24 protein-coding genes are annotated in these 25,456 nt (G+C 39.6%); 14 read left to right on the forward strand and 10 right to left on the reverse strand.

The window, feature by feature from the left end; translation table 11 throughout:
• The first annotated feature begins 180 nt into the window (after positions 1–180).
• The gene (locus SFRI_RS11880) at positions 181–1,026 is read left to right on the forward strand and encodes a D-hexose-6-phosphate mutarotase (RefSeq protein ID WP_011637762.1); all 846 of its coding nucleotides are present in this window, start codon (positions 181–183) and stop codon (positions 1,024–1,026) included.
• A gap of 566 nt (positions 1,027–1,592) precedes the next feature.
• Here SFRI_RS11880 and ushA read toward each other — a convergent pair.
• The 5 genes from ushA to SFRI_RS11905 all read right to left on the reverse strand — a co-directional run bounded on the left by ushA (position 1,593) and on the right by SFRI_RS11905 (position 6,563).
• Positions 1,593–3,311 (reverse strand): bifunctional UDP-sugar hydrolase/5'-nucleotidase UshA, encoded by a 1,719-nt coding sequence (gene ushA, locus SFRI_RS11885; RefSeq protein ID WP_011637764.1) that lies wholly within the window; start codon positions 3,309–3,311, stop codon positions 1,593–1,595.
• 311 nt (positions 3,312–3,622) lie between these two features.
• Positions 3,623–4,291, reverse strand: a complete 669-nt coding sequence (locus SFRI_RS11890) for an alpha/beta hydrolase (RefSeq protein ID WP_011637765.1) — start codon at positions 4,289–4,291, stop codon at positions 3,623–3,625.
• A gap of 130 nt (positions 4,292–4,421) precedes the next feature.
• Positions 4,422–4,649 carry a DUF3389 domain-containing protein gene (locus SFRI_RS11895; protein ID WP_011637766.1) on the reverse strand — a complete coding sequence of 76 codons (228 nt, stop codon included), beginning with the start codon at positions 4,647–4,649 and terminating at the stop codon, positions 4,422–4,424.
• 99 nt (positions 4,650–4,748) lie between these two features.
• Positions 4,749–5,231 carry an FKBP-type peptidyl-prolyl cis-trans isomerase gene (locus tag SFRI_RS11900; RefSeq protein WP_011637767.1) on the reverse strand — a complete coding sequence of 161 codons (483 nt, stop codon included), beginning with the start codon at positions 5,229–5,231 and terminating at the stop codon, positions 4,749–4,751.
• Positions 5,232–5,315: 84 nt separating this feature from the next.
• Entirely contained in the window at positions 5,316–6,563 is a 1,248-nt protein-coding gene (locus SFRI_RS11905) for a lytic murein transglycosylase (RefSeq protein ID WP_011637768.1), read from the reverse strand.
• A gap of 499 nt (positions 6,564–7,062) precedes the next feature.
• On the opposite strand from SFRI_RS11905, the gene SFRI_RS11910 reads away from it, so the two are divergent.
• Together SFRI_RS11910 and SFRI_RS11915 are read left to right on the forward strand one after the other, a co-directional pair.
• Positions 7,063–7,422: a DUF2750 domain-containing protein gene (locus SFRI_RS11910; RefSeq protein ID WP_041413601.1), complete on the forward strand. Its 360-nt coding sequence runs from the start codon at positions 7,063–7,065 to the stop codon at positions 7,420–7,422.
• Between the two features lie 64 nt (positions 7,423–7,486).
• Positions 7,487–8,146, forward strand: coding sequence for a hypothetical protein (locus SFRI_RS11915; protein ID WP_011637770.1), 660 nt, complete (start codon positions 7,487–7,489; stop codon positions 8,144–8,146).
• Positions 8,147–8,171: 25 nt separating this feature from the next.
• Here the strand turns inward: SFRI_RS11915 and SFRI_RS11920 are convergent, their stop codons facing one another.
• A complete protein-coding gene (locus SFRI_RS11920) occupies positions 8,172–9,113 on the reverse strand; it encodes a chemotaxis protein CheV (RefSeq protein ID WP_011637771.1) in 942 nt (313 codons plus the stop codon).
• A 515-nt stretch (positions 9,114–9,628) separates the two neighbouring features.
• Here SFRI_RS11920 and SFRI_RS11925 point away from each other — a divergent pair.
• From SFRI_RS11925 to SFRI_RS21465, 4 genes are all read left to right on the forward strand, one after another.
• Positions 9,629–10,219 carry an LON peptidase substrate-binding domain-containing protein gene (locus SFRI_RS11925; protein WP_011637772.1) on the forward strand — a complete coding sequence of 197 codons (591 nt, stop codon included), beginning with the start codon at positions 9,629–9,631 and terminating at the stop codon, positions 10,217–10,219.
• A gap of 137 nt (positions 10,220–10,356) precedes the next feature.
• Positions 10,357–11,019, forward strand: coding sequence for a sigma-70 family RNA polymerase sigma factor (locus SFRI_RS11930; protein ID WP_011637773.1), 663 nt, complete (start codon positions 10,357–10,359; stop codon positions 11,017–11,019).
• On the forward strand, positions 11,012–11,698 hold the full coding sequence (locus tag SFRI_RS11935; RefSeq protein ID WP_011637774.1) for a ChrR family anti-sigma-E factor: 687 nt from the start codon (positions 11,012–11,014) through the stop codon (positions 11,696–11,698). Before SFRI_RS11930 ends, SFRI_RS11935 begins: the two co-directional genes overlap by 8 nt.
• A gap of 681 nt (positions 11,699–12,379) precedes the next feature.
• The gene (locus SFRI_RS21465) at positions 12,380–12,553 is read left to right on the forward strand and encodes a hypothetical protein (RefSeq protein WP_011637775.1); all 174 of its coding nucleotides are present in this window, start codon (positions 12,380–12,382) and stop codon (positions 12,551–12,553) included.
• 242 nt (positions 12,554–12,795) lie between these two features.
• On the opposite strand, the gene SFRI_RS11940 is transcribed toward SFRI_RS21465, so the two are convergent.
• Positions 12,796–13,767 (reverse strand): 1-aminocyclopropane-1-carboxylate deaminase, encoded by a 972-nt coding sequence (locus SFRI_RS11940; protein WP_011637776.1) that lies wholly within the window; start codon positions 13,765–13,767, stop codon positions 12,796–12,798.
• Between the two features lie 197 nt (positions 13,768–13,964).
• On the opposite strand from SFRI_RS11940, the gene SFRI_RS11945 reads away from it, so the two are divergent.
• Together SFRI_RS11945 and SFRI_RS11950 are read left to right on the forward strand one after the other, a co-directional pair.
• Positions 13,965–14,378 carry a YccF domain-containing protein gene (locus tag SFRI_RS11945; RefSeq protein ID WP_011637777.1) on the forward strand — a complete coding sequence of 138 codons (414 nt, stop codon included), beginning with the start codon at positions 13,965–13,967 and terminating at the stop codon, positions 14,376–14,378.
• A 156-nt stretch (positions 14,379–14,534) separates the two neighbouring features.
• On the forward strand, positions 14,535–15,002 hold the full coding sequence (locus SFRI_RS11950) for an EVE domain-containing protein (RefSeq protein WP_011637778.1): 468 nt from the start codon (positions 14,535–14,537) through the stop codon (positions 15,000–15,002).
• A 181-nt stretch (positions 15,003–15,183) separates the two neighbouring features.
• Here the strand turns inward: SFRI_RS11950 and SFRI_RS11955 are convergent, their stop codons facing one another.
• Entirely contained in the window at positions 15,184–15,972 is a 789-nt protein-coding gene (locus SFRI_RS11955; protein WP_011637779.1) for a TIGR00266 family protein, read from the reverse strand.
• A gap of 176 nt (positions 15,973–16,148) precedes the next feature.
• Positions 16,149–17,078: a LysR family transcriptional regulator gene (locus SFRI_RS11960; RefSeq protein WP_011637780.1), complete on the reverse strand. Its 930-nt coding sequence runs from the start codon at positions 17,076–17,078 to the stop codon at positions 16,149–16,151.
• A gap of 219 nt (positions 17,079–17,297) precedes the next feature.
• Here SFRI_RS11960 and SFRI_RS11965 point away from each other — a divergent pair, with 219 nt between their 5' ends.
• The 3 genes from SFRI_RS11965 (at position 17,298) to SFRI_RS11975 (ending at position 20,290) form a co-directional block, all read left to right on the forward strand.
• Positions 17,298–18,458 carry a homogentisate 1,2-dioxygenase gene (locus tag SFRI_RS11965; RefSeq protein WP_011637781.1) on the forward strand — a complete coding sequence of 387 codons (1,161 nt, stop codon included), beginning with the start codon at positions 17,298–17,300 and terminating at the stop codon, positions 18,456–18,458.
• A gap of 70 nt (positions 18,459–18,528) precedes the next feature.
• Entirely contained in the window at positions 18,529–19,569 is a 1,041-nt protein-coding gene (hppD, locus tag SFRI_RS11970) for a 4-hydroxyphenylpyruvate dioxygenase (RefSeq protein ID WP_011637782.1), read from the forward strand.
• Between the two features lie 103 nt (positions 19,570–19,672).
• Entirely contained in the window at positions 19,673–20,290 is a 618-nt protein-coding gene (locus SFRI_RS11975; RefSeq protein ID WP_011637783.1) for a LysE family translocator, read from the forward strand.
• Positions 20,291–20,331: 41 nt separating this feature from the next.
• On the opposite strand, the gene SFRI_RS11980 is transcribed toward SFRI_RS11975, so the two are convergent.
• Positions 20,332–21,510, reverse strand: coding sequence for a GNAT family N-acetyltransferase (locus SFRI_RS11980; RefSeq protein WP_011637784.1), 1,179 nt, complete (start codon positions 21,508–21,510; stop codon positions 20,332–20,334).
• A gap of 112 nt (positions 21,511–21,622) precedes the next feature.
• On the opposite strand from SFRI_RS11980, the gene ggt reads away from it, so the two are divergent.
• Positions 21,623–23,374: a gamma-glutamyltransferase gene (gene ggt / locus SFRI_RS11985; RefSeq protein ID WP_011637785.1), complete on the forward strand. Its 1,752-nt coding sequence runs from the start codon at positions 21,623–21,625 to the stop codon at positions 23,372–23,374.
• Between the two features lie 457 nt (positions 23,375–23,831).
• Entirely contained in the window at positions 23,832–25,448 is a 1,617-nt protein-coding gene (locus tag SFRI_RS11990; protein ID WP_011637786.1) for a methyl-accepting chemotaxis protein, read from the forward strand.
• Positions 25,449–25,456 lie beyond the last annotated feature (8 nt).

Here is a 25,456-nt window from a genome sequence, read left to right on the forward strand (position 1 = left end):
AATAGCCTATCGATGACAAGTGATGCAACACTTAATGCTGAATCAATAGCGGTTTGATGTTTACTTATTAACTAAAGTTGATCGCTAACACCCATAAATCATCCAAACGATTAGTGACTTACTTGCCAAAAACCTTGTAAGCTATCTACTAGGGTCAAAATACACAAGGACACACACACTATGGGTTCGGTTACCACTAAAAGACATCCCAATGGTCTTGATTATGTTGCTGTTGACACAGCACTTTGCCAAGCACGTATTTTTATGCAAGGTGCACAAATAGATCAATTTATACCTGTCGGCAAAGCACCACTATTGTGGGTATCAAGTGCAGATGATTATCAACCTGGTAATGGTATCAGAGGTGGAATCCCCATTTGCTGGCCTTGGTTTGGCATGAGCGACACTCCAGGGTTTCCGCAGCATGGCTTTGCACGAAACAAAACCTGGTCGCTTGAATCTGTCAAAATGCGTAACCAATTAGTAGACTTAGTTTTCACCTTGCCCGCCAGTGAAATGGATAAACAATATTGGCCTCATAATACCCAAGTAAAGGTGTTATTCACCTTAGGCGAAACCTTATCGGTCAGCCTAGTGAATACTAATAATGGAAATGATAACGTAATACTGACCCAAGCATTGCATAGCTACTTTCCTATTGAAGATATTCATCAATTGAAAGTGAGTGGCTTTACTGGGTCGCAATACATTGAGTTTGGTGAAGGGCCGTTTAAACAAGTCGATGATGTCGTCAAGTTTGAACGAGAAACCGACCGGGTTTACACCCAATTAGGTGATACTCAGGAGCTACATACACAAAATGGTACCATTGTAGTCAGTCGCGAAAACAGCCAATCCGCTGTACTTTGGAACCCTTGGATAGACAAGTCGATGCGCCTTTCACGCTTTAATGCCGATGATTACCTAACCATGGTGTGCTTAGAAGCCGCTAATGTTCTGGACGACAGTGTGACTTTAGCGCCAGGGCAAAGCCATACGTTAACCACTCATATTAGCTGGAAATAAAACAGTTAATTGAGCGAGGTAAACAGCGATAATTGTAACCATTAAAAGAACGTCATAGCTTTATAATAGAAAAGGCAACCTAGGTTGCCTTTGTTACTTTCAAATACCCACTTACGATTTCAATACTTTGAGCAATATCATCATAGGAAATTCAACAAGTAATATCTGATAACCGATAACCGTGTAGGTTAATATTAACTAATGCTTCTATTTTTAGATTTTTTAAACAAGCCAAACCAAAAGGCTGATTCAAGCAATCCACCAGCTACAAAAAAAGTGATCGCTCCCGTTTGGCTACCGGCTAAATAACACGATAGTGCGAGCACGATTAAAGAGACTAACAACAATAATCTGTAGATACCTTTCATATTAATTTATCTCAATCCTATGCATGCACTGTTCAATAATAATAACAAAACCTCTTGATTACATTACCGCTTTACTAAACTACGAGTCAACTAAACTATCACCAATAAAAAAGGCAGCCGAAGCTGCCTTTGTTGCAATCTAGCCTTAGCTCGGAATAATAAATGGGTACCCCATCTATTAACCTAAACTGAGTTTAATTAGTTTGCAGTAACTTCACAACCTAATGGGCTGTTTGAGTTTTCATAAACAATGTCACCTATTGGCGCGTAGTCAGCGGCAGCAATAGTGCCTTTGTCTTTGAAGAAAGTGTATAACACTTCTGCATCAACATAACCTGTTTGGATTGGGTCTAATACTGGGTAACCATCACCGCCAGCAGCATTAAAGCTTGGTACAGTGAAGCTATATGAATCAGTTGCACTGTAGTCTTTACCATTAATTTCACTAATAGCAACAGTTTGAGCAGTACAATCAACCGTCATTTTCACGCCAGTGATTTGTGCATATGCACCTGCACCACGTTGGAATGAAGCTACAGTATTAAGATACTCAGTCACTTCTGCACCAGTCATAGTGCTCAACGTTACCATGTTGCCAAAAGGCTGCACAGTTAACACGTCACGATAAGAAATATCACCAGCTTGAATAGAAGCACGTACGCCACCAGAGTTCATCACGCCGATATCTGCACCCACTTTAGTACGCTGTGCTTCAGCAACTAAACGACCTAAATTAGTTTGCATGTTACGTACATTTGCACGCTCACCGTCTAATAATGCATCTGTAGTAGCAATAATTTCATCAAGTTGGCCTTGACCACGTTCTTGGTAATAAGAAAGTAGTGCTTTTAAATCTGCATCAGCTGTGATTTCATCAGCAACTAAAACTTTAGTTTTGTTACCTTCAGCATCTTCAACCGTTTTCTTCAAATTAACCGGAATTAACTTGTAGCTTGCAAGGTGAAGCTCACCGTTGAAATATTCAAAATCAGCACGGCCAACATACTTACCCCATTCATGAGCTTGCATAATGTAAGTGCCATTTTGCATGTCAGGAGTACAAGCGTCACCAGGAGCAAACTCGGCATAGTCGTTAGTATCTGGTTCCATACATACAGGGTTTTGAGAGTGGCCACCAATAATGGCACTTAAATCACCTGCAGCAAGTGCACGAGCTAATGTCACATCGCCAGGAGCATTACTACCATTTTGCGCATCAGCATAGTGACCCATATGAGTCGTCGCAAAAATTAAATCAGCGGTATCTGCAGCTTTAATTTCTGCAATAACTTTAGCCGCTTCAGTTGTTGGGTCTGTAAACGTTAAATCTTTAATAAATTCTGGGTTACCGATTTTAGCCGTGTCTTCGGTGGTTAAACCGATAACAGCAACACGAACACCGTTAACGTCAAACACTTTATAAGCATCAAAATAACGAGTACCGTCTGCTTTATAAATGTTTGCAGCAAGCATTGGGAAGTTTGCAACTGAACGTTGAGAATCTAGTACTGCTAATGGGTTATCAAATTCGTGATTACCGACGGCCATTGCATCATAAGCGATTTCGTTCATACCGATAAAATCTGGTAATGCATCTTGTAAATCTGATTCTGGAACACCAGTGTTGATATCACCGCCAGACAGTAATAGCGATTCGCCACCGTTTGCACTGACTTCTGCACGAATTTGGTCGATCAACGTCTTACGCGCTGCCATACCATATTCGCCATCACTGTTAGACCAGAAACGGCCATGGTTGTCGTTGGTGTGTAATACTGTAAATATTTTACAATCTGCACCTGCTTCGGCACATGTTGTCGGTGCTACGACTGCAGTATTGTCGTCGTCACTGCCACAACCGGTTAATGCTGCTAGTACAGCCGTTGCGACTAATCCTTTAATTAACATATTTGTCATGATTTACCCCGATGTTATAATTTATATTTTTAAATCCGTGAATTATCCTATTCACGGGCAGAATGATAACAAAGATTGACGGATTTTGATGTCACTTTTATGACAGAATGTGATTTTAAATACACTATTTAACAATAGCTTACACTTTAACAATTCCCTGAGGGAAACAATTGCTATGTTAACAGGCTTGTTAATGCAAAGTAAAAAAATGGCTTAAGCATTTTTACTGCTAAGCCACTTAAATAGATTGGTTTTTTAAACCCTACGCAACACTATCGATTATCTTTAAATAAGAACAATGCCGAATAACATTATTTAAAAACTTGCTGTAACCATTGACCGATATCAATTAGTTGATTAGGTAATACGCTGTGAGCCATAGGGTAGGTTTTCCAAACACTCTGATAACCTGCTGCGATCAGAGCATCATGAGCCATTTTTCCGGCAAACATAGGGACAACATCATCTTGCTCACCATGATTTTGGAAGATGGGTGTATGCATATTGGCGTCAGCAAGTTGCTCTGGCAATGTTTCCCCACCAGGTAAATAACAAGATAACGCCATAATACCTGCCAGTTTTTGTTCAAAACGCAGACCCGTAAACAAACTCATGACTCCGCCTTGACTAAAACCTGCTAAAACTATTTTTTCAGCCGGTATGCCGCTGTTGATTTGATCGACTATCAGCTTACGTATTGCTTGCTCAGACACCATAACTCCTTGGATATCTGCACGGTCATGCAAATCCATACTTTTGATGTCGTACCATGAACGCATCACAAACCCGCCATTTATCGTCACAGCTTGTTCTGGTGCATGAGGAAAAATAAAACGAATACTATGCTGACTATTTAAGCCTAATACTGGTACCACTGGTGCAAAACCAGCACCAGAATCACCTAAGCCATGTAACCAAATGACACAAGATGTTGCAGGTGATTGCGGTTCAATCACGATTTTATCTAACTGAGCAGACATATTTATTAATCCTATCAATACAGTAACAATATTGGTCGCTATCTTACGTTAATTGATTTTTAACATCGAACGATTCGCAAATAAATATCATAAATAATCGAGTATATTCAGATAGGTTTATGACTAATGGTTATTGTGCATGGATCCCGGTGTGATTAAGTAACACCTCTAATTGCGCTGGATTATCGAGCTTAAGACTCCACCGCACCGTCCCCGCATCCGCGACAATCACTAAGCCTTGATGAAAACAGCTAATATCATCTACTGACGCAGCAAGCACCAGTTGACTATCATGAAACCGGCACTGAATTTCATGCACAGTGACAATAATTTTACCCAAAGAAAAATCAATAACCATAATAACTCACTGTAAAAACAAAAATCCCAAGTCTTCACTTGGGATTTATAAAAGAATTAAGTTGCTGTTAAATTAGGAATTAACAGCAAATCAATCTCATTAGTGGTGATGACCACCAGCACCATGGGCGTGGCCATGAGCAATTTCTTCGTCTGAAGCATCACGAGCACCGACGATTTCGATGTCGAATGTTAATTCACGGCCAGACAGTGGATGATTGACATCAACAGTTGCCATAAATTTACCCACTTTAATGATGGTAACTTGACGTTGGCCTTGTTCAGTGTTCACCACTGCAGCCATGCCAGGTTTCCATACTTTTGCGCCGACAAGATGTTTAACTGATACACGCTGCTCTGAATCTTCTTGGCGTTCACCATAAGTGTCAGCGGCTGGTGGAGTAATGGTAAACTTCTCGCCAATTTCTTTACCATTAATAGCAGCTTCGATACCAGGCATCATGTTGTCATGCCCATGCAGATATGCAATCGGCTCACGACCTTCATTTGATTCAAGCACAACGCCTTTTTCATCACGTAGCGTGTAATTAAACTGCACTACCATATCGTCTTTAATGCTCATTATCATTCCTTAACTCAAAAATTTGCCGAAGCTTAGCAAAAGCGTGCTAATGCATCCACAAAAAAGTGGCCATTTAGGTGGCCATTATAATTTGATGCCTAATGCGTTAAATGTTTGTACGTCAGGAAACCCATCCGCAATCAGCCCTTTTTGCTGTTGAAAGGCTTGCAAACCTAGCACTGAATTACGCCCTAAAATACCATCAGGCTTACCCACATCAAATCCAGCATCATTCAGTTTTTGTTGTAACTGCTTTACTGTTTCTCGGCTTAACCTTGGCTGTTTAGGTACTGAACGAGTTAACATCGCACTGCCATTAATTCTGTCGGCTAAATGACCTACTGCAATGGCATAAAATTCAGAGCGATTCCAACGCATAATCACATTAAAGTTGTCATAGCCCAAGAAAGCTGGACCCGTATGCCCAGCGGGTAAATATAAAGCAGCTTGCATATCGGGTGTCGACAACGGCTGACCATTAGCTTGCTTAATATTCAGCTCTTGCCATTTTACTAATGGTAAAGGGTGTTTACCGCCCAAGTAAGCAAACGGGTAATCTACAGGCAACAATACTTCGCGTCCCCATCGCTCATCGGCCTTCCAACCTAGATGTTGTAAAAAGTTAGCTGCTGAAGTTAATGCATCCACTTCACTATTCCATAAATCGGCAATACCATCACCGTCGCCATCTACGGCATACTTACGATAATTAGTTGGCATAAATTGGGTGTGCCCCATCGCACCGGCCCACGAGCCAACCATTTTGCTATCTGCGAAATTATATTGCTGCTTTAACTTCAACGCTTGTAATAACTCGCCAGTGAAATAATCGCTACGCCTTGGATCGCATGCTAGCGTTGCCAATGAATCGAGCACTGGCATACTACCTTTGTAACTGCCAAAGTTGGTTTCTAAGCCCCAAAAAGCAACAATATATTGCCCAGGCACGCCATACTCTTTTGTTAGTTTAGCTAATAATGGCCCGTGTTTAGCCATCATTTTTGTACCTTGTTCAACCCGCCAAGGTGTTACGCGTTTATTGAAGTAATCACCAAAGCTAGTGGTAAATTCTGGCTGCTGATTATCTAATTCAATCACCCTAGGGACAAACTTTAAATTTGCCACCGTTGTATCGATAATCTGTTGTGAAATCCCTGCTGTTTTTGCCTTTTGCTGTAAATTAATCACACAAGTAGCAAAATCAGGATGCTCTTGAACTGGAGTAACATCGGCGACTGGATCGGGAGATGCTGACACTGCACAGGCACTTAATAAAGTGCTAGATACAAACATTGAAGCAATAAACACAGAAAAACGTCTTTTATGAGCCATGAACAACACTTAATTTACGTAAAATGAATATTGAATATCGTGACGCATCGGCTTTCAGTAAACAAGAGCTGTTAACATTAAACCCTGTTTATTTATGCTAAATTCAAGTGAAACTTGACAACACCGATGACAAGATGAGCAATAATGAAGCTGGTACTCAACGCCACAGATACTCGTGTTAAAAGCGGTACTTGATTTGAGTGATACAGACTGCTTAATAAAATAAGCGGGTTAATAAATTTAAGACTTCCGTTACTTCTACTATTTATTGAATGACCTAACAAACAACCACAAAGTACAGTTACAACATTGACGCATCGAGTCGTGTTAGTGACTAATATCAGGCTAACTGCCCGATTTTCGTCTAGATTCTGTGTCAATTTAGTAGCTAAATGACCACCAAGGATCCTCATAAACAAAATTGTCATTAATTAAGCCTTTTCCTTATTCAATGAGTCCGTATAATGATGTTAATTCTCACTCATTTAAGCGATTTATCATGACAGAACAGACAGCAGCACTAACAGGCTTTATCGAAAGCGTAAAACAACATCAAGTCTTATGGGGCTTACAAGATGAAACAGGTGAAGGTTGGGTTGTATGTGACTCATCAGAATTTGAAGAAACTGATGTTATGCCACTTTGGTCAAGCGAAGCTGCTGCAAAAAGCCATTGCACTGATGAGTGGGCAGACTACAACCCAGTGACTATTACGCTGACTGAGTTTTTAGAATATTGGGTAAGTGATTTAAATGATGATGGTGTATTAATAGGTGTTGATTGGGAAGCTGAACAAGAGTGCCTAGAAATTGACCCTATCGTACTGGCTAAAGAGTTAGTTGATTTTGAAAAAGAATAATCATTAATTGATTTGATCTTACTACCCAAGCTGTTCAGCCATTGAACAGCTTTTTGATATTATTATGCCCATGCCTACACTGATTGATATTCCTTTTGACAAACGCCACACCTGTTGGTTTTGCAACGAACCCAGTAATCATATATTTGATTACTATAGAATGACTCATACTCCCCATCCCTCTCTAGCCATTCCAGCTTGTAAAGAATGCCATATGTTAGCCAAGAAAAACCTGCTGACCTCTATTTGGGATTGTCGAGATGCGGTTAAAGATAATTTAATGCATCTATATAGCAAAGACTTGGCGATTGGCATTAATTGGACTGAGCAAGAACTCGAAGAATCAGATTTTGATTGTATGATTTTTGGTGGTTTTAAAAAAAGTGCCTGGATGATGTATCAAATAGCCCAAAGTCGCATGAATGCACGGGGCTGGCCATTAAGTCTGGACGGAGTATTGCTTGAAGGCGAAATAGCGGGTGACAGTAGTCAATATCATACCGGTTTCGAATTTGACGATATAATGTTTACCTCTTTAACAAAAGCCATTAGCCACTATAGCAAGACCTTATCTTTAGACAGTGGTTTTTTACAACAACTGGTGACTTTACTTGGTAAAGCCCAATTTGGCCATGCTGTCAAAATAGCGAGGCTGAATATTGGTATCACCCCGGGGCATCAACGTCGTATTCTTGATGAGTTAATCGAAGATATGGATCAATAAAACCACGTAATCATTCAATGGTGGTCTAACCAAGAATACTCCGTAAACGATCTTGAACAACGCTAACTAATAAGTCGGGCTGGAATTTAGAGATAAACTTATTACAGCCCACTTTTTCTACCATCGCTTGGTTAAAACTGCCACTCAAAGAAGTATTAAGAGTAATAAATAGTGCCGCCATTCGAGGATCATTTCGTACCTCAAAGGTCAACTTATAACCATCCATTTCGGGCATTTCGGCATCGGTAATCATCATTAGCAATTCATCGGCAACCTGTCTGCCTTCATCAGCCCACGATTGTAATAATTGCAAAGCTTGTAATCCATCTGAAGCTTCAATAATCTCTATACCAAGTTGATTGAGAGTGTCTCTTACTTGTTTGCGCGCCGTTGACGAATCATCCACAATTAATATCTTACGACCAGGCATATAAGAAACGAGCGCTTCATCTAACACACCGTCAGATAACTTCACGTCGTAATCAATAATCTCAGCTAATACCTTCTCAACATCAATAATAGACACTAATCGTAAGTGTCCTTGGTCTTCTATTTTTGTTATTGCTGTTAAGTAATTATGTCCGCCAGTGGTTTTGGGCGGCGGCATAATATCACTCCAGCTCATGTTAACGATATTCTCGACTTTACCGACTAAAAAGGCCTGCACACTGCGGTTATACTCGGTAATAATCAAGTTACAATCGTCATTTACGGGCATCGGTGAGAAACCAATCGCTTCTCGTAAATTAATCACCGGGATAGACATGCCTCTAAAGTTAGCGACGCCATAAACATTATGATTACTGCCGGGTAAATTATTTAAGGGTGGTAACTTAACCACTTCTTTGATTTTAAATACATTAATGGCAAACAACTGTGTTGAGTTAATGCGAAATAACAACAATTCTAAACGGTTTTCGCCAACTAACTTAGTTCTTTGATCTACCGTATCTAGCACTTTTCTCATTAACAGGTCCCACCTAAAAACATACAAACAACATCAAAGATGCATTATCATTAATAAGCATAATTATACTTAAAAAATATTATTAAACAGTGTTGGATCAGGATTTATCCCACAAAAATAAAAAATATCTATAAACAAGATCGACAAAAAACCTAAATATCTAAGATGTTTATTCAAGACTCAAACTATCTCATCTCTTAAATGCCCTACTAAAAGACTACACCGATGAAAAGACTCCAGAGACAACTACATCAATTTATCTCGATATTTCAACACTGATCCAGTGAGACTTAAACTTGATAGATGTACCTGTTGTTGTAAACCCATTTAACTCAATCAATGCTTAAGATGTAAATATGAATAACCCTTGTTGAAACTGCATTTGAGCGAAACATGCCATACATAAAAGCATAATTTCATTTAGCTTATTTAAACCACAGCAGAAGGTGATCATTTACCTGCTTGTATGCGTATAACACTATAGATTATTCGCTAAAAGTCATTCAGGTGCCGTTATGATTATCCCACTATTCCCTTTATCGATATGCTTGTTACCTCAAGGATATACCCAGCTACGAATTTTTGAACCTAGATATAAACGGTTAGTATCAGAATCGCTAAAAAGTGGTGTTGGTTTTGGTTTGTGTATGTTGGCTGATGATAAAAAAACCATATTACCCATGGGGACATTAACCCAAATCATCGACTTTGAAACGCTTGAAGATGGCTTGTTAGGTATTAGTGTGCAAGGGCAAAAGACGTTCATTATTAATAATGTCAGTGTTGATAGTGACGGTTTAAAGCGCGCCGATGTCAGCTTAATTGATTCTTGGCCACGCGATATAATTGAACCACAAACGGGACAGACAGGCATTAGCACTGATGCGCGTAAAAAAGATAAAGCACTTAGTCACACGTTAAAGCAAATTTTACAGCAATACCCACAGCATCTTGCTCACTACTGTGAAGAGAACTTCAACGATATTGCGTGGGTTTGTCAGCGATGGCTTGAAATTATTCCATTGAGTGCCAAAGAAAAATATCAGTGTATCAATAGCCATGATCATCAATTAGCAAAATCATTCTTAGCCGATATTATAAAATAATACATAACAGTGATCCGAACGCAAAAATGCCACGTATTAGTTAATGATACTGCAGCTTGTTTGAGCTCAGGATGGCCACAGCATAATGAGGTAATATTTTATGCTCAATGAGTTATTTATTGGATGCGGGTGAAATAATGGAAAATGTTCAATCACAAAGCACACAAAGTCGTTATGATAAGGGGCATCTTGCAAAAAGATCCCTAATTAAACTAAGCGGTGCTATGAAATCAAACGAACCCAATCCAATGGCTGATGAGCTGGCGTCATTAATGACGCAGGTGGCTAATGATCGATGCAAAACATCTTTTGCAAAACTTTTTTCGCATTTTGGCCCAAAAATTAACTCTTTTGGTGTCCAGCGCTTAAGCCAACAGGGCTTAGCCATGGATTTAGTGCAAGAGACAATGACTAGAGTATGGACAAAAGCCCATCTATATAACGCAGAGAAAGCAGCGGTAAGCACTTGGGTATTTACCATCATGCGTAATCAATGTTTTGACATGCTTCGTAAAGTACAACACAACCGTGAAGATTCTTTCGGTGATGATATTTGGCCTTTATTTGAGTCTGACGAAGCTGAAAGCAACGACAATGATTTTTTATTATCGGCCAGTTTATTGCAGCATGTAGAAGAATTACCCCCTCTTCAGCGCCAGGTAGTACAAGGTATTTATATGCAAGAGCTTACTCAACAAGAGTTAGCGGAAAAACTTAATATTCCAATTGGAACGGTTAAATCACGACTTAGACTCGGGTTAGAAAAATTAAAAAGCTTTATGGAGAAACACTATGATTAATTACCACCCAGATCAGCATTTGCTGTCTCTCCATGCTAAAGGCGAGTTGCCGCTATCTATGTCGATTGCTATCTCCGCCCATGCTGAATTGTGCCCTCATTGCCAGCAACAACTTGACCAGATGACTATTGCGCTGTCTGAACAACAGTTTGAGTCAGCAGTAAAAACTCAGTCGGTAGACACTAATGATAATCATCAATTAGACGCACTACTCGAGCAGCTATTAAATTCGACCTTAGACACTTTAGAGATTGAACAGGCTAGTACGATTGATACGATTGAAGATAACAGCGTTAGTATTAAAGGTCAGCATTATCCTCTGCCTAAGGTATTTCGTAAGCAAATTAATGCTTCTTGGCAAGGTATTGGTAAAGTCAGCCGCTTGAGACTCGATACTGGAGAGCCACAAGCAAGAGCAAGTTTGTTGCATATCGCAGCCAATGGTGAAATTCCTGAACACACACACAAAGGCGCAGAGCTAACATTACTGCTCGCTGGTGAGTTCAGCGACTGTTACAACACCTACAAGCCAGGTGATTTTATGCTGCTTGATAAAGAGCACCAACATTCACCAAAAACACTTGAAGGTTGTTTGTGCTATACCATTGTTGATGCTCCGTTATACTTCACTAAAGGTTTCAGTAAGTTACTAAACCCAATTGGCGATTTACTTTACTAAGCATTACGCTAGTTGCTTAAAATGTTAACGACTAACGTAATGTATAGACAATTTGGCCGCTATTTATCATTAAGTTGTACCATTTGATAAGGGATGATGACTGATTCATCATCATCCCTTTTACACCATAGACATCCGAGCAATGCGAAATTTGTCGATAATTCATCACTAACCGCTATTTTTTAATCGAAAACAGCATTAATTTGATTAAAATTTGAAAAAGACTATTGCCATATGCAAACACTCAGTATATTATCCACACAGATTTAGTTTTCTTGTTAATTTTGGTTACCTACCTGTAAGTCTGCTCAACTTCACTTCGTAAATAAACCCAAGACAAGCTTCTGTACATCGTTTTTGATTTCAATTGATTTCTGTTGATATGATAATTTAAATTATATTCACGTAATCTTGTTGTCATAAAACTATGTTCAACTTACAAAGTTAAGTGCTAAATATGTATTAAGTTTTTATGGCTATATGTCATGTCCCAACATCAATGTTGCAGGCATAAAATAGACCTTAATCAACTATTTACATATCAACACTTGATTAGTGAGTAAAGGATAGGTTAAGTTAAATCTCGAAACATTAATCTTTTGCAACACTAAAAAATGCCAAGGATATTTTATTGAACAATTTTCTCACCTAATGGTGAATATATAAGAAGGAGTGTGACCTATGTCATACAACATGAATGGACACGAAATTTCAGTTAGCTTTCCGGTTAACTCTATCTCGTCAAACAAGAATTCAATTGCTTTTACCGATAGCCTAGGTAAAAACAAAAAAACCTTTTCAAAACGTATTGAAGCATTAAACTTCATGAAATGGTTAATCTCTGCCAATAAGTAATACCCCCTAACGCTTTGCGTTAATCATTTGCTCTGTTATTTAATAAACTCATTTCTCGGTATTCTCCTCTCACTTACCGATGTTTATTAAAACAGAGCAAAATGAATAACTCACTCGCATCATTTCAAATTATTCTTCAGTTTTAAACTCCAATCGAAATTTTTAAACCCAAATCTACAACTTGAAAATAACTGACTTAATATCAACAGCTTACAACAAGAAACCCTACACTCATCCTGTAATCAAACCGTGTGCAAAAACTTTCGTTGGTATCTTGGCAACATCGTTTTATTTCCCAAGACTCCCCCCTGATGTATATAGAGAATATCGGTTGCACTGACAGTATTACTATTCAAATAATGTTGTAACACTAGAAATCCAACCGGGTCGTACAATAATTCAAATTCAATTCCCGACTGGCATACCGTATTCCACATATCAAAACAACGTCGTGATAATTTTCCAAAATGATATTTATGACCATCATTAATAATGTTAGGAAAACAAACCTCATCGACTAATTGTGAGAATTGTTGACGTAAATATTCATCTCCTCCTACGGTACTGCAAGTTAATACCTCTATGGCAATAACATCCATTAATAGTAATTTAGCCTGTTGTTGAATAATTTGTTTATTTAAATAAGCTGCAGTAGTTCCCGTACCTGAGGGTAAAAATATCTTTAACTGTTTTTTTTGTTGATCTTGTGCCCATTGAATAATTTCACTGGCGAGTTGTGCTATCCCAGTTTCGGCATACTCACAACGGCCACCTTCAGGAATAAAAAGTAATTGTTTTTTATCTGCATAGCTTGGGTCTGATGAAACAATATGCTGCATCGCATCGTCTAAATGCATACCTTCAAGGTTTTTAGCATCAGTCAAATGACGAACATCTATAATATTGGCGCCATTTTGTATCGCTGCAGCATAATTCCCCTGAGGATGTTGTAATAAAAACTCGCTGATGTGGCTTACGTAGTAATCAAATTTCCACCCTTGCTGCTTTGCAAGTACAGACAATGAGTACAAGGAGTTTGCTTGTGCAGAGCCCGAAGCCACGATCTGGGTAACATGTGAATAATCATGATGTAAGAAATGATAAAATTTACGCGCTTTATTACCACCAAAATCAGCATGTAATAAATCATCCCGCTTAATGTAGATACTGCGTCCTTCAAAGTTCATCGCTTGTACTGGGCTTATCGAAAACATGAATTGTCTCAATCAACTGTAATATGAGCATTTTAACTAAAAAATGATAAATCTCATCGATTCATTTGTATTAATCATCACACTACATTAGCTATACAGTATAAAACCAACATTTAAGCTATAATAATCAGTTAGTTAACAACATGGCATGAATATGGCTTTATATTAAGTAATATTGACTATTGATAGGATTGAAAATGTCACTTTTACGCTTAATCTTTAATATTGCTTGGTTTTTAATGGGTGGTTTTGTCATGGGACTAGCCTGGTGGTTTGTAGGGGTACTGTGCTTTATCAGTATCATTGGTATCCCATTTGGTCGTGCTTGTTTTGTCATTGGCGAACTTGCTTTCTGGCCATTTGGACAAGAAACCGTTAACCGAAAACACATTTCAGGCCAAGAAGATATTGGCACTGGCACGTTAGGTTTGGTGGGTAATGTCATCTGGTTTTTGTGCTTTGGTATTTGGCTCGCGATTGGTCATCTAGCCCATGCTCTGGCTTGTTTTGTAACGATTATAGGTATTCCTTTCGCGTTACAGCATCTTAAGTTGGCCCTGTTAAGTTTAACCCCTATCGGCCAAACTGTTATTGCCAAACCAACTTATTAACATTCATTAATAACCGTTGAATGACCACTGTTCTAAAAAGCCGATAGCATAATACTATCGGCTTTTTATTTGCCTAATTGCATCAGCAACGTGTACATTGCCATTCTTAAGCGCTAAAAGGTTATTCAGCCTCTTTAAAGACAGTAATGGGATCACATGAACTATTGGTTAATGAAGTCTGAACCAGACGACTTTAGTATTGATAATCTACAGATGAGTGAGCAGCAAACCGTTGCTTGGCAGGGTATTCGTAACTATCAAGCACGTAATTACATTCGCGATCAAATCGCCTTAGGCGATGTAGTGTTGTTTTACCACTCTAGCTGTAAAGTACCTGCCATTGTGGGTTTAGCAAAAATTAGCAGTGATGCACAAATCGATATCAGTGCTTTTGATAACCGTTCACCGTATTATGATGTAAAATCTAACACTAATACGCCTCGATGGTGGCAAGTCGATATCCAATTTATGGCCAAATTTTCTAAACCAGTGAGCTTGAAACAATTGAAAGCAGATCTCGCACTGCAAGATATGGTATTAGTGGCTAAAGGTGCCCGCTTGAGTGTTCAGCCCGTCACACCGTTGCAATACCAACATATTATGCAATTAACAATCTTAAAATAATAACGTTAGATTGATGACCTTACATGGGTAACCTTAAGTTAAAACAGACCAGCTCGTCAGCCGACCAGTAAACATTCTAAAAAATCTCCTAAAGACAGCTCAGAGTAAGTCAATACAATTTGCTGTAATAGTCTGAGCTCGAATACTAACGGCACAGTGAAAAGATCGCGCAATGTCAGAATTAGTTAATCATTCGACCTATTCCGCCAAGTACAGAACCTTCACCTTGGTCTTTGCCACCACTTGATGGTGCATGAGCAATGATTCTGTCAGCCATACGAGAAAACGGTAAGCTTTGTAACCACACAGTTCCATGGCCTTTTAAGGTTGCAAGGAACAAACCTTCACCACCAAATACCATCGACTTTAATGAGCCTGCACGTTGTATGTCATAATCAATTCCAGGAGTGAACCCCACTAAACAACCGGTATCGACCCGCAATGTCTCACCGTGTAATTCTTTTTTAATCAATGTCCCACCAGCATGCACAAACGCCATGCCATCGCCTTTTAGGCTTTGTAGAATAAATCCTTCCCCACCAAAAAAACCGGTCCCTAAACGTTTATTAAACTTCATACTCACTTGCGTACCTAAAGCTGCCGTTAAAAAGCTGTCTTTTTGGCAGATAAGTTCACCTTGATGTTGAGCTAAGTCAATTGCCAGAATAGTGCCAGGAAATGGTGCAGCAAATGCTACTTTTCGTTTCTGTTGGCCTTGATTGGTAAAGTGAGTCATAAAAATACCCTCACCCGAAATGGCGCGTTTACCAGCACCAAGTAACTTGCCAAAAAAACCGGATTCCGGTTCAGAGCCATCACCCATTCTGGCCTCGAACATAATGTCTTCTTCGAGGTAAGTCATCGCCCCCGCTTCAGCAATCACAGACTCATTTGGGTCTAATTCAACTTCAACCAGCTGCATGCTAGAACCTATAATTTCATAATCAACTTCATGACTTTTCATGCTCATTTTCATTCCTTAAAAATTTATTTAATGTTTGCAGTTGCCCTGTTCGGTATTAAGGCATTATTTATTATGGATGATTTAAGGTAACAAAATGATCAGCTATTTAACACGACAACATTTCAATATTCTGTAACCAAATTCTGTTGCCACTGCATTCGTTTACCGATTTGTGTCCATCGTTAACCTAAACCTGCACCGCTTAATCCTGATTGATGCTGTAATTGATATTGAGCAAACTCTTCTAAAATAAGCTCAGTAAATAGTTGCCCTGCTCGCCCCAGCGGACGTTCAAGTGTGGACACTAATTGCGGTGTAAAGCTAAACCGATTACCACCAATAAAATCAACTTCAATAAGTTGTCTTTGATGTAATTCTTCGGCAATTAAAAAGTCTGGCATCCAACCAAAACCGAGGCCTTTTAGTAAGGCATTTTTTTTCATGATAAAACCTGATAAATAAAATACTTTATCGCCGCCAAATTGCATTTCATCGCGGTCGCGTTTACCTGGAGATGAATCTTCAATGGTTAACTCAACATGTTGTTGTAACTCAGGTAAACTAATTTCCTTAAGTAGACTTAATGGATGTTGTGATGACGCCACTAGCACACTGGTAATCGTAGGTAACGGTTTAGGGTGATACGAGGGACCAGTACGATAATCCTTAACCAGCATTAAGTCTGCTTGGTCGCGCTCAAAGCGATGCTGTACTCCGCCTAAAAACTCCATATTAAGTTGTACTTTAGTCGGTATATTGTGTTCTGACATACGCTTAAGCGCGGTCATGATCGGCTCCATCGGTAAAGCACCGTCGATGACTAACTCAAGCTTAGGTTCCCACCCCTGACTAAAGCGACTGGCAAGATGTTCAATATTGGCTAAATGCTGTAACAGCCGTTGCCCTTCGGCCAAAATCACCTTACCTTCTGGTGTTAATTCCGCTCGATAATGATCTCGATTAAATAATGTCACGCCGAGATGTTGCTCTAGCTTTTTAACCTGATAGCTTACTGCCGATTGTGCCTTGTGTAATCGCTCGGAAGCTTTTGCAAAACTTCCTTCTTCAACAAGTACTTGCAGTACATTAAAGGCATCGATATCTATTCGCATAAGATTTTCACTGTCCCGTTATCCATACACAAATGTAAAGCTAACACAACAATCTAAAAAATAGATTGTGTTGAGTTATTTATTATTCTTTTTTTTGTTGATCTTTACCACTAAATTGTAAGTTAGATCACATATTGGTTTGCCCAATGCGATTAGGCCATAACAACAAATAACATAAACGCCACGACACTCGCAGTCGATTCACCATAGGACAATCACATGCCATTCTATGTTAAGCAAGGTCAGATCCCGACCAAACGCCACATTGCCTTCGAAAAAGACAATGGCGAGTTGTACCGTGAAGAATTATTTTCAACTCATGGCTTTTCTAATATTTATTCAAATAAATATCATCACAATATGCCAACCAAAGCGATAGACGTTCAACCTTACACGTTATCTCATGGTGAACAATGGCAAGACTCATTAATTCAAAATTACAAATTAGACTCGCGCCAAGCCGACTGCCAAGGCAACTTTTTTAGCGCCCGAAATAAAATTTTTTTCAATAATGATGTCGCCATGTACACCGCTAAGGTGACTGAAGATACCAATGAGTTTTATCGTAATGCCTATGCTGACGAAGTGGTGTTTATTCACGAAGGTGAAGGCCAACTGTTGAGTGAATACGGCGTCATTGATACCAAAAAATGGGATTACTTAATTATTCCACGCGGGACCACGTACCAACTTAAATTTAACGATTATGAAAATGTGCGTTTATTTGTGATCGAATCATCTTCAATGGTCGAAGTGCCAAAGCATTTCAGAAACGAATACGGCCAAATGCTTGAATCTGCACCTTACTGTGAACGAGACATTCGTACGCCAACCTTGGCTGATGCCGTGGTTGAAAAAGGTGCGTTTCCGTTAATGTGTAAATTTGGTGAGCGTTATCAAAAAATGACTCTGCAATGGCATCCATTTGACCTAGTTGGCTGGGATGGCTGCGTTTATCCTTGGGCATTTAACATCAGTGAATATGCACCCAAAGTAGGCAAAATTCATTTACCACCGTCTGAGCATTTAGTGTTTACTGCACACAATTTTGTCATTTGTAACTTTGTGCCACGCCCATACGATTTTCATCCTAAATCGATACCAGCACCTTATTACCACAACAACATCGACAGCGATGAAGTTTTGTATTACGTCGATGGTGACTTTATGAGCCGTACAGGTATTGAAGCGGGCTATATGACGTTACACCAAAAAGGTGTGCCGCATGGGCCTCAACCTGGTCGCACAGAAGCCTCTATCGGCAAAACCGAAACATACGAATATGCGGTGATGGTTGATACCTTCGCCCCACTGAATTTAACCGCTCATGTCAAAAATTGCATGAGTGATGATTACAACCGCTCTTGGTTAGAAAACTAAGACCACATTTATAGCTAACCCAAGTCACCAAAGAGTGATGGCGTGTTGACATAAAATAAAGGAAAACAAAATGGCAAGCGAACTAAACCCACTGGGCCTGTTAGGCATTGAATTCACCGAATTTGCTAGCCCAGATACTGAATACATGCATCAGGTATTCATCGATTTTGGTTTTTCGATGTTAAAAAAAGCCAAAAATAATGACATTGTTTACTACAAACAAAATGACATTAACTTTCTATTGAATAAAGGCCGTGCAGGGTTTTCTGCAGAATTTGCCAAATCTCATGGCCCGGCTATTTGTTCAATGGGTTGGCGTGTAGAAGATGCACAGTTTGCATTTACAGAAGCCGTTGCCCGTGGTGCAAAACCAGCCGATGATGCCAATAAAGATATGCCTTACCCAGCTATTTACGGTATCGGCGATAGCTTGATTTATTTTATTGACACTTTTGGTGAGCAAAACAATATTTATCAAACTGACTTTGTTGATTTAGAGCAGCCTATCGTAACGCCTGAAAAAGGCTTTATGGAAGTCGACCATTTAACCAATAATGTCTACAAAGGCACTATGGAAAAATGGGCTAACTTTTACAAAGACATCTTTGGTTTTACTGAAGTGCGTTATTTTGATATCAGCGGCGCACAAACCGCATTGGTATCTTATGCCCTACGTTCACCGGATGGCAGTTTCTGTATCCCGATAAACGAAGGTAAAGGCAATGATAAAAATCAGATTGATGAATACTTAGGTGAATACAATGGCCCAGGTGTTCAGCATCTTGCATTTAGAAGTCGCGACATTGTGGCCTCACTTGATGCAATGGAAGGCACCTCAATCAAAACACTGGATATTATTCCTGAATATTACGACACTATTTTCGAGAAGTTGCCACAGGTGACCGAAGATCACGATCGTATCAAACATCATCAAATTTTGGTTGATGGTGATGATGAGGGTTATTTACTGCAAATTTTCACCAAAAATCTTTTTGGCCCTATCTTCATTGAAATCATTCAACGTAAAAACAACCTTGGCTTTGGTGAAGGTAACTTTACTGCGTTATTTGAATCAATCGAACGCGATCAAATGAAACGCGGCGTGCTGTAATTTTATAGACACGAAGTGATACATAAAAACCAGCAAATTGCTGGTTTTTATCATTTTAGGCCTTTACACTCTGCCATCTACATTCTAATTAAAGACCTTTCTAATGCCAGATTACGCTGTACTCGCTGTGTTTATTCCAACGTTCTTTTTTGTGTCTATCACCCCCGGTATGTGCATGACTTTAGCCATGACACTCGGAATGAGTATTGGTGTACGCAGAACCTTATGGATGATGTTAGGCGAATTAGTGGGCGTGGCGTTGGTCGCCATTGCAGCAGTACTTGGGGTTGCCAGCATCATGCTAAATTACCCACAGGTGTTCGATATTCTTAAGTGGGTGGGTGGTGCTTACCTTGGCTACATTGGCATTAATATGTGGCGTGCTAAAGGCAAAATGGCCATCATCACTGGTATTGAAGTCAAAGCCAGTCGCATGAGCTTAATCAGCCAAGGATTTATTACCGCGATTGCCAACCCTAAAGGTTGGGCTTTTATGATTTCGCTATTACCGCCGTTTATTAATGTTGATAATGCCGTTGGGCCACAACTCGCCGTTTTGCTTGGTATTATAATGGTCACCGAAAGTGTATCGATGCTGGCTTATGCCAGCGGCGGTAAGAGTTTACGATTATTTTTAAGTCGAGGCGATAATATCCGCTGGATGAATCGTATCGCCGGAAGTTTAATGATACTGGTTGGTATTTGGCTAGCGCTAGGCTAACCCAGAAAGCACATTTGATGAGTAATTAACCTCATACTATTTTATGTATTATCAATTGACTTATACGGCAGTTGTTCGCACATTTGCTGTATATAAATGTCGATATGAGCTTGCTCTTGTTGACAAAAAGCACCGATGGCATCATTAAAACCTTCATGAGCAACAAAATGGCTTGAGGTGGTTTTCACAGGACGAAAACCTCGAGCCACTTTATGTTCGCCTTGTGCTCCTGCATCAAATACTAATAATTGATTAGCGATAGCGTACTCAATGCCTTGGTAATAACATGCTTCAAAATGGACATAGTCGCATTCTGTTAACGCCCCCCAATAACGACCATATAAATGCGTGTCTGACACAAAATATAATGCTGATGCCACTAATTGTGCGTCACTATTTTCAATCAATAATAATCGTATCATTGAGCCCATTGTTGCTGCTATCTGCTCAAAGAATGCTGCCGACAAGTACCCTTTATGACCAGAACGCTTTAAATAAGTATTTTGATAACAACGCACAAAATTCTGCCATTGCTGTGCACTCGCCTTATCGCCATCTATAAATCGGAATTGTAGCTGTTGCCTTGCAGAAATTCGTTCTTTAGTGATGTTTTTGCGTTTACGTGACGTTAATGTACTAAGAAAGTCATTAAAATCAGCATAATTTTGGTTGTGCCAATGAAACTGACAACCAACACGCTCCATTACCCCTGCTTGTGCAAACTGTAGATGTTGCTCGGTATTGGTAAATAAACAATGCCAAGATGACCAGCCCTGTTTAATGACAGTTTGTGACAGATAGGTTTGAATGCCGTCAATCAAGGGCTGTTGATCGTGTTTTGGTAACCTTGGGTCAATACCAATACGCCGCCCAGTTGTAGGAGTAAAAGGTATACTGCCCACAAGCTTAGGGTAATAGCCTATATTATGACGCTCATAAGCTTCTGCCCATGCCCAATCAAACACATATTCCCCCCAAGAATGACTTTTAAGGTACAAGGGCATTAATGCAATAATATTATCGCCATCCATCACAATAAGGTGCATCGGCGTCCAACCCGTTTCAGTGCTAACACAGCGACTCATTTCCAGAGCGGATAAATATTCATGCCGGGTAAAAGGATGAGATGATCCAAAAAAGATATTCCATATTAAAGAATCTATATTGCTAATACTATTAACAAATTTATATTGATAAACTCGCGTTTGTGTTTGTTCCACCCACACCTACCCTATAATAAATAACACTCAACCACTAAAACTCATACCAATTATTGCTATCATGTGGCATGTTCTATCACAGTATCTTCTCAATACACACCAAGGATTGATCGTGACACGATTCCCTAAATTAACACCGCTTTTTTTGAGCACCGCATTAACTCTTACACTTTGTTATCCTGCACTTCATATTGCTGACAGCCAGGCAAATGAAGCTTCAATCTTTAGTGAAATGGCAACGGCTCAGCCAATCTATGCTAAGCATGGCATGGTTTCAAGCCAAGAAGCATTAGCCAGTCAAATTGGCGTTGAAATTTTAAAACAAGGTGGCAACGCGGTCGATGCGGCCGTAGCAGTGGCCTACGCCCTTGCAGTAACCTTACCTCGCGCGGGTAATATTGGTGGAGGTGGCTTTATGTTAGTGCATTTAGCCGAGCAAAATAAAACCATTGCTATCGATTACCGTGAAACAGCCCCTGCTAAAGCACACAAAGATATCTTCCTTGATGAACAAGGTAATGCTGTAGATAAACTCAGTCGTGAACATGGTTTAGCCGTTGGCGTACCAGGCACTGTTATGGGGATGGAGCTGGCCTTAAAACAATATGGCACCATGAAAATGGCGCAAGTGATCAAGCCTGCGATTAAACTCGCCAAAGACGGAATATTAGTCACTTCAGATCTATCAAATTCATTAGCGGGTCTTAAATCTCGTATTACCCAATGGCCAAGTTCGGCAGAGATTTTCTACCATGCCAACGGCAGTAATTATCAAGTCAATGAATTGCTCAAACAACCCGAGTTAGCACAGTCATTATCTTTGATTGCCCAGAAAGGTAGCAAAGGGTTTTATCAAGGTGAAACGGCTAAGAAAATTGTCTCTGCAGTACAGAATGCGGGCGGCATAATGAGTTTAACTGATCTGGCTAACTATAAAGTGATTGAACGCGAACCTGTGCGGGGTAATTACCGAGGTTACGAAGTGGTTTCTATGCCGCCACCATCTTCAGGTGGTATCCATATTATCGAAATGCTCAATGTACTCGAGCAATTCCCCATTGATAAATTAGGCCACAACACCGCAAACACTTTGCATCTTATGGCCGAAACCATGAAATATGCTTATGCAGATCGAAGTGAGTATTTAGGTGACCCTGATTTTGTTAATGTGCCAGTTAAACAATTGACTAGCAAAGAATACGCTAAAGAGATTGCCAGCAAAATCGCCATTAATAAAACCACACCTAGCAGCGAAGTGAAACCTGGAAACCTTGCGCCGTATGAGAGCGATCAAACTACCCACTTCTCAGTTATCGATAAATGGGGCAATGCCGTAGCTAATACTTATACTCTTAATTTTAGTTATGGTTCTGGCTTAGTCGCTAAAGGCACGGGCATTTTATTAAACAATGAAATGGATGACTTTTCGGCTAAACCCGGCACACCAAATGGTTATGGCTTAATTGGTGGTGACGCAAATGCGGTAGAAGGAAATAAGCGTCCTCTCAGTTCAATGAGTCCTACTATGGTGATGAAAGATGGCAAACCTTTCATTGTTACCGGCAGCCCTGGTGGCTCGCGAATTATTAATATTACGCTGCAAATGATCATGAATGTGATTGATCATAACTTAAACATTGCCGAAGCAACTGCTGCTGCACGTATGCATCACCAATGGTTACCTGATTTTATTTGGGTGGAACATACATTGAATCGCGATACGATTTCATTACTTGAAGCCAAAGGTCACAAAGTGAAAGTGCAAGAGTCGATTGGCAGTACTCAATCGATAATGATGACAGAGCAAGGTCTTTTTGGCGCTTCAGACCCAAGACGCGCAGGTTCTGCCGCCATCGGCTACTAATACCGTAAACCATTCAAAATAATGCAATAGCGGCTTTAAATAATGTAAAGCCGCTATCATTAATTATTAATAACAAGAATGAATGAGTTATAACTTAATTTAACCTTAATGAAATTAACATCAATCAACCAATGCACCAAAATCAATACTCAACATACTTAAAAATATTGTATCGTTTTATACAATGTAAACGCTCAATATTATTAATGCTCATAAAAAATAAAGGCAACAGTTAGAATAACAACAAAATCAATGTATTGAATTAAAGCCCCCCCTCCCGCCATAAAAAAATTAGATTATTTCAAACACTACAAATATTAAATCCTTCTGGTGTCTCACCGTTATTATTTTTTCGCCGTAATTATTCAACCCAAAGTGAATGTTAATATTTTAAGTCACTACTGGAACTGTTATTATCGCCATCAGTTTAGACCTTCCTAAATTAACAAAAGGCCCCATGCAGCTCATTAATTTAAAAATCAAGCATCGAATTGCCCTGCTAACCTTTGTCGCTATCGTGTCATTTGTCATTTCGATTATCATCAATAATCAAACTGGCAAAAGTAATGCACAACGCTTAAATGGACTTCAGAATCAACTTTATCCTGCGTTAAATCTTGCTACGGTGAATCAAGGCTTAATATTACAATTAGATCAAACGATCCAATCGGCTATTACAACAGGCGAAGAAGATGCACTAGATGTTGCCAATACTATGGTGTTGCAAATATCAACTAACTTACGTCAGCTCGTCGATTTACAGCCCCAAGAAACCAATGTAACTCGACAACTTAATAAGGACGTAAACCTCTACTATAATAATGCTCGCAGTTTAGCTGCTGAGTTTATTAAAGATGATGTCGACTTTAGTAAAATTCAACGTCAGGCGGCGGAAAATGCTAAACGATATCAATTATTGGTTGAACAATTTTCTGAAAAGAAATCGATTTTATCTGAACAATTTCAACAGAGTATTCAAGCAACTATTGCGAGCTCAAACCAGGCAGAAAATAGCGTTTTACTCATAGGTGTTATTGCGACGTTGCTAATGGTGATTATGGGGCTACTCGTTAATCGCTCCATTATTAATACCATAGACAATGTGACTCAGTCTTTGCGCAATATTTCTGAGGGTGAAGGCGATCTTCGGTCGCGGATCCACTATGCAGGTAAAGATGAAATTGCTCAGTTGGTTTACTGGTTTAATCAATTTGTGTCTAAACTTCAATCGTCTATTGCCGATACAAAGAATACCACTGAACATTTAACCGAAGTAGCTGCAACGTTACTCAGTGGTAGTCAATACAGTGAACTCAATGTGCAGCAACAAAATGAAGCCATTGAGCAGATATCGCAGGCAATGAAAGAAATGTTTGTCAGTGTCACTCATATTGCTGAGTACGCCTCAAGTGCGGCACTTGAAGCTGAAAATGCCAACACTGAAGCAAAACAAGGCGGGATCATTGTTAATGAAGCCGTTATTACTATTAATACCCTGGCTGAAGAAGTACAGCAAACTGCGGCTGTCGTTAATCAATTAGACGCATATACCCACAACGTTAATGACATATTAGACACAATCAGAAGTATTGCAGATCAGACAAATTTACTGGCCCTTAACGCTGCTATTGAAGCAGCGCGTGCTGGTGAACATGGGCGTGGGTTTGCAGTAGTTGCCGATGAAGTCAGAATATTGGCCTCTAGAACACAAACCTCTACTCAAGAAATCCAACAAGTGCTACAAGAATTACGCTCAACCTCTAAGCAAGCCGTTGACGCGATGGCTCGTGGTATTAACACTGCTGCAATAGGGGTTAAATCAACCTCTTTAGCCGGTGAAGCGTTACAGCGTATTACAGAAAAAGTAAGTGCAATATCAGAAGTTAATGACCAAATTGCGGCTGCGACCGAGGAGCAACATACAACTTCAGTGTTGATCCAGCAATATGTAACTGAAATGGAAGTCGGTTCACAAAAAGTCAGAGTAACGACTGCGGATATGGGCGGTATTAGTGTCGATATTCAAAATGTAAGTGAAAGACTTCAATCTATTACCAGTCAATTTAAGGTATGAGATTGATT

The sequence above is a fragment of the Shewanella frigidimarina NCIMB 400 genome, from assembly GCF_000014705.1.
Taxonomy (GTDB): Bacteria; Pseudomonadota; Gammaproteobacteria; order Enterobacterales; family Shewanellaceae; genus Shewanella; species Shewanella frigidimarina.

Bases quoted from the DNA above. Each gene is read 5' to 3' on its own strand.
- SFRI_RS11900 (WP_011637767.1), bottom strand. From the start codon at position 5,231: ATGAGCATTAAAGACGATATGGTAGTGCAGTTTAATTACACGCTACGT.
- SFRI_RS11925 (WP_011637772.1), top strand. From the start codon at position 9,629: ATGATTATCCCACTATTCCCTTTATCGATATGCTTGTTACCTCAAGGA.
- ushA (WP_011637764.1), bottom strand. From the start codon at position 3,311: ATGACAAATATGTTAATTAAAGGATTAGTCGCAACGGCTGTACTAGCA.
- SFRI_RS11940 (WP_011637776.1), bottom strand. From the start codon at position 13,767: ATGTTTTCGATAAGCCCAGTACAAGCGATGAACTTTGAAGGACGCAGT.
- SFRI_RS11880 (WP_011637762.1), top strand. From the start codon at position 181: ATGGGTTCGGTTACCACTAAAAGACATCCCAATGGTCTTGATTATGTT.
- SFRI_RS11920 (WP_011637771.1), bottom strand. From the start codon at position 9,113: ATGAGAAAAGTGCTAGATACGGTAGATCAAAGAACTAAGTTAGTTGGC.
- SFRI_RS11955 (WP_011637779.1), bottom strand. From the start codon at position 15,972: ATGAGCATGAAAAGTCATGAAGTTGATTATGAAATTATAGGTTCTAGC.
- SFRI_RS11950 (WP_011637778.1), top strand. From the start codon at position 14,535: ATGAACTATTGGTTAATGAAGTCTGAACCAGACGACTTTAGTATTGAT.
- SFRI_RS21465 (WP_011637775.1), top strand. From the start codon at position 12,380: ATGTCATACAACATGAATGGACACGAAATTTCAGTTAGCTTTCCGGTT.
- SFRI_RS11945 (WP_011637777.1), top strand. From the start codon at position 13,965: ATGTCACTTTTACGCTTAATCTTTAATATTGCTTGGTTTTTAATGGGT.
- SFRI_RS11905 (WP_011637768.1), bottom strand. From the start codon at position 6,563: ATGGCTCATAAAAGACGTTTTTCTGTGTTTATTGCTTCAATGTTTGTA.
- SFRI_RS11915 (WP_011637770.1), top strand. From the start codon at position 7,487: ATGCCCATGCCTACACTGATTGATATTCCTTTTGACAAACGCCACACC.
- SFRI_RS11910 (WP_041413601.1), top strand. From the start codon at position 7,063: ATGACAGAACAGACAGCAGCACTAACAGGCTTTATCGAAAGCGTAAAA.
- hppD (WP_011637782.1), top strand. From the start codon at position 18,529: ATGGCAAGCGAACTAAACCCACTGGGCCTGTTAGGCATTGAATTCACC.
- SFRI_RS11930 (WP_011637773.1), top strand. From the start codon at position 10,357: ATGGAAAATGTTCAATCACAAAGCACACAAAGTCGTTATGATAAGGGG.
- SFRI_RS11890 (WP_011637765.1), bottom strand. From the start codon at position 4,291: ATGTCTGCTCAGTTAGATAAAATCGTGATTGAACCGCAATCACCTGCA.
- SFRI_RS11965 (WP_011637781.1), top strand. From the start codon at position 17,298: ATGCCATTCTATGTTAAGCAAGGTCAGATCCCGACCAAACGCCACATT.
- SFRI_RS11990 (WP_011637786.1), top strand. From the start codon at position 23,832: ATGCAGCTCATTAATTTAAAAATCAAGCATCGAATTGCCCTGCTAACC.
- SFRI_RS11895 (WP_011637766.1), bottom strand. From the start codon at position 4,649: ATGGTTATTGATTTTTCTTTGGGTAAAATTATTGTCACTGTGCATGAA.
- SFRI_RS11960 (WP_011637780.1), bottom strand. From the start codon at position 17,078: ATGCGAATAGATATCGATGCCTTTAATGTACTGCAAGTACTTGTTGAA.
- SFRI_RS11935 (WP_011637774.1), top strand. From the start codon at position 11,012: ATGATTAATTACCACCCAGATCAGCATTTGCTGTCTCTCCATGCTAAA.
- SFRI_RS11975 (WP_011637783.1), top strand. From the start codon at position 19,673: ATGCCAGATTACGCTGTACTCGCTGTGTTTATTCCAACGTTCTTTTTT.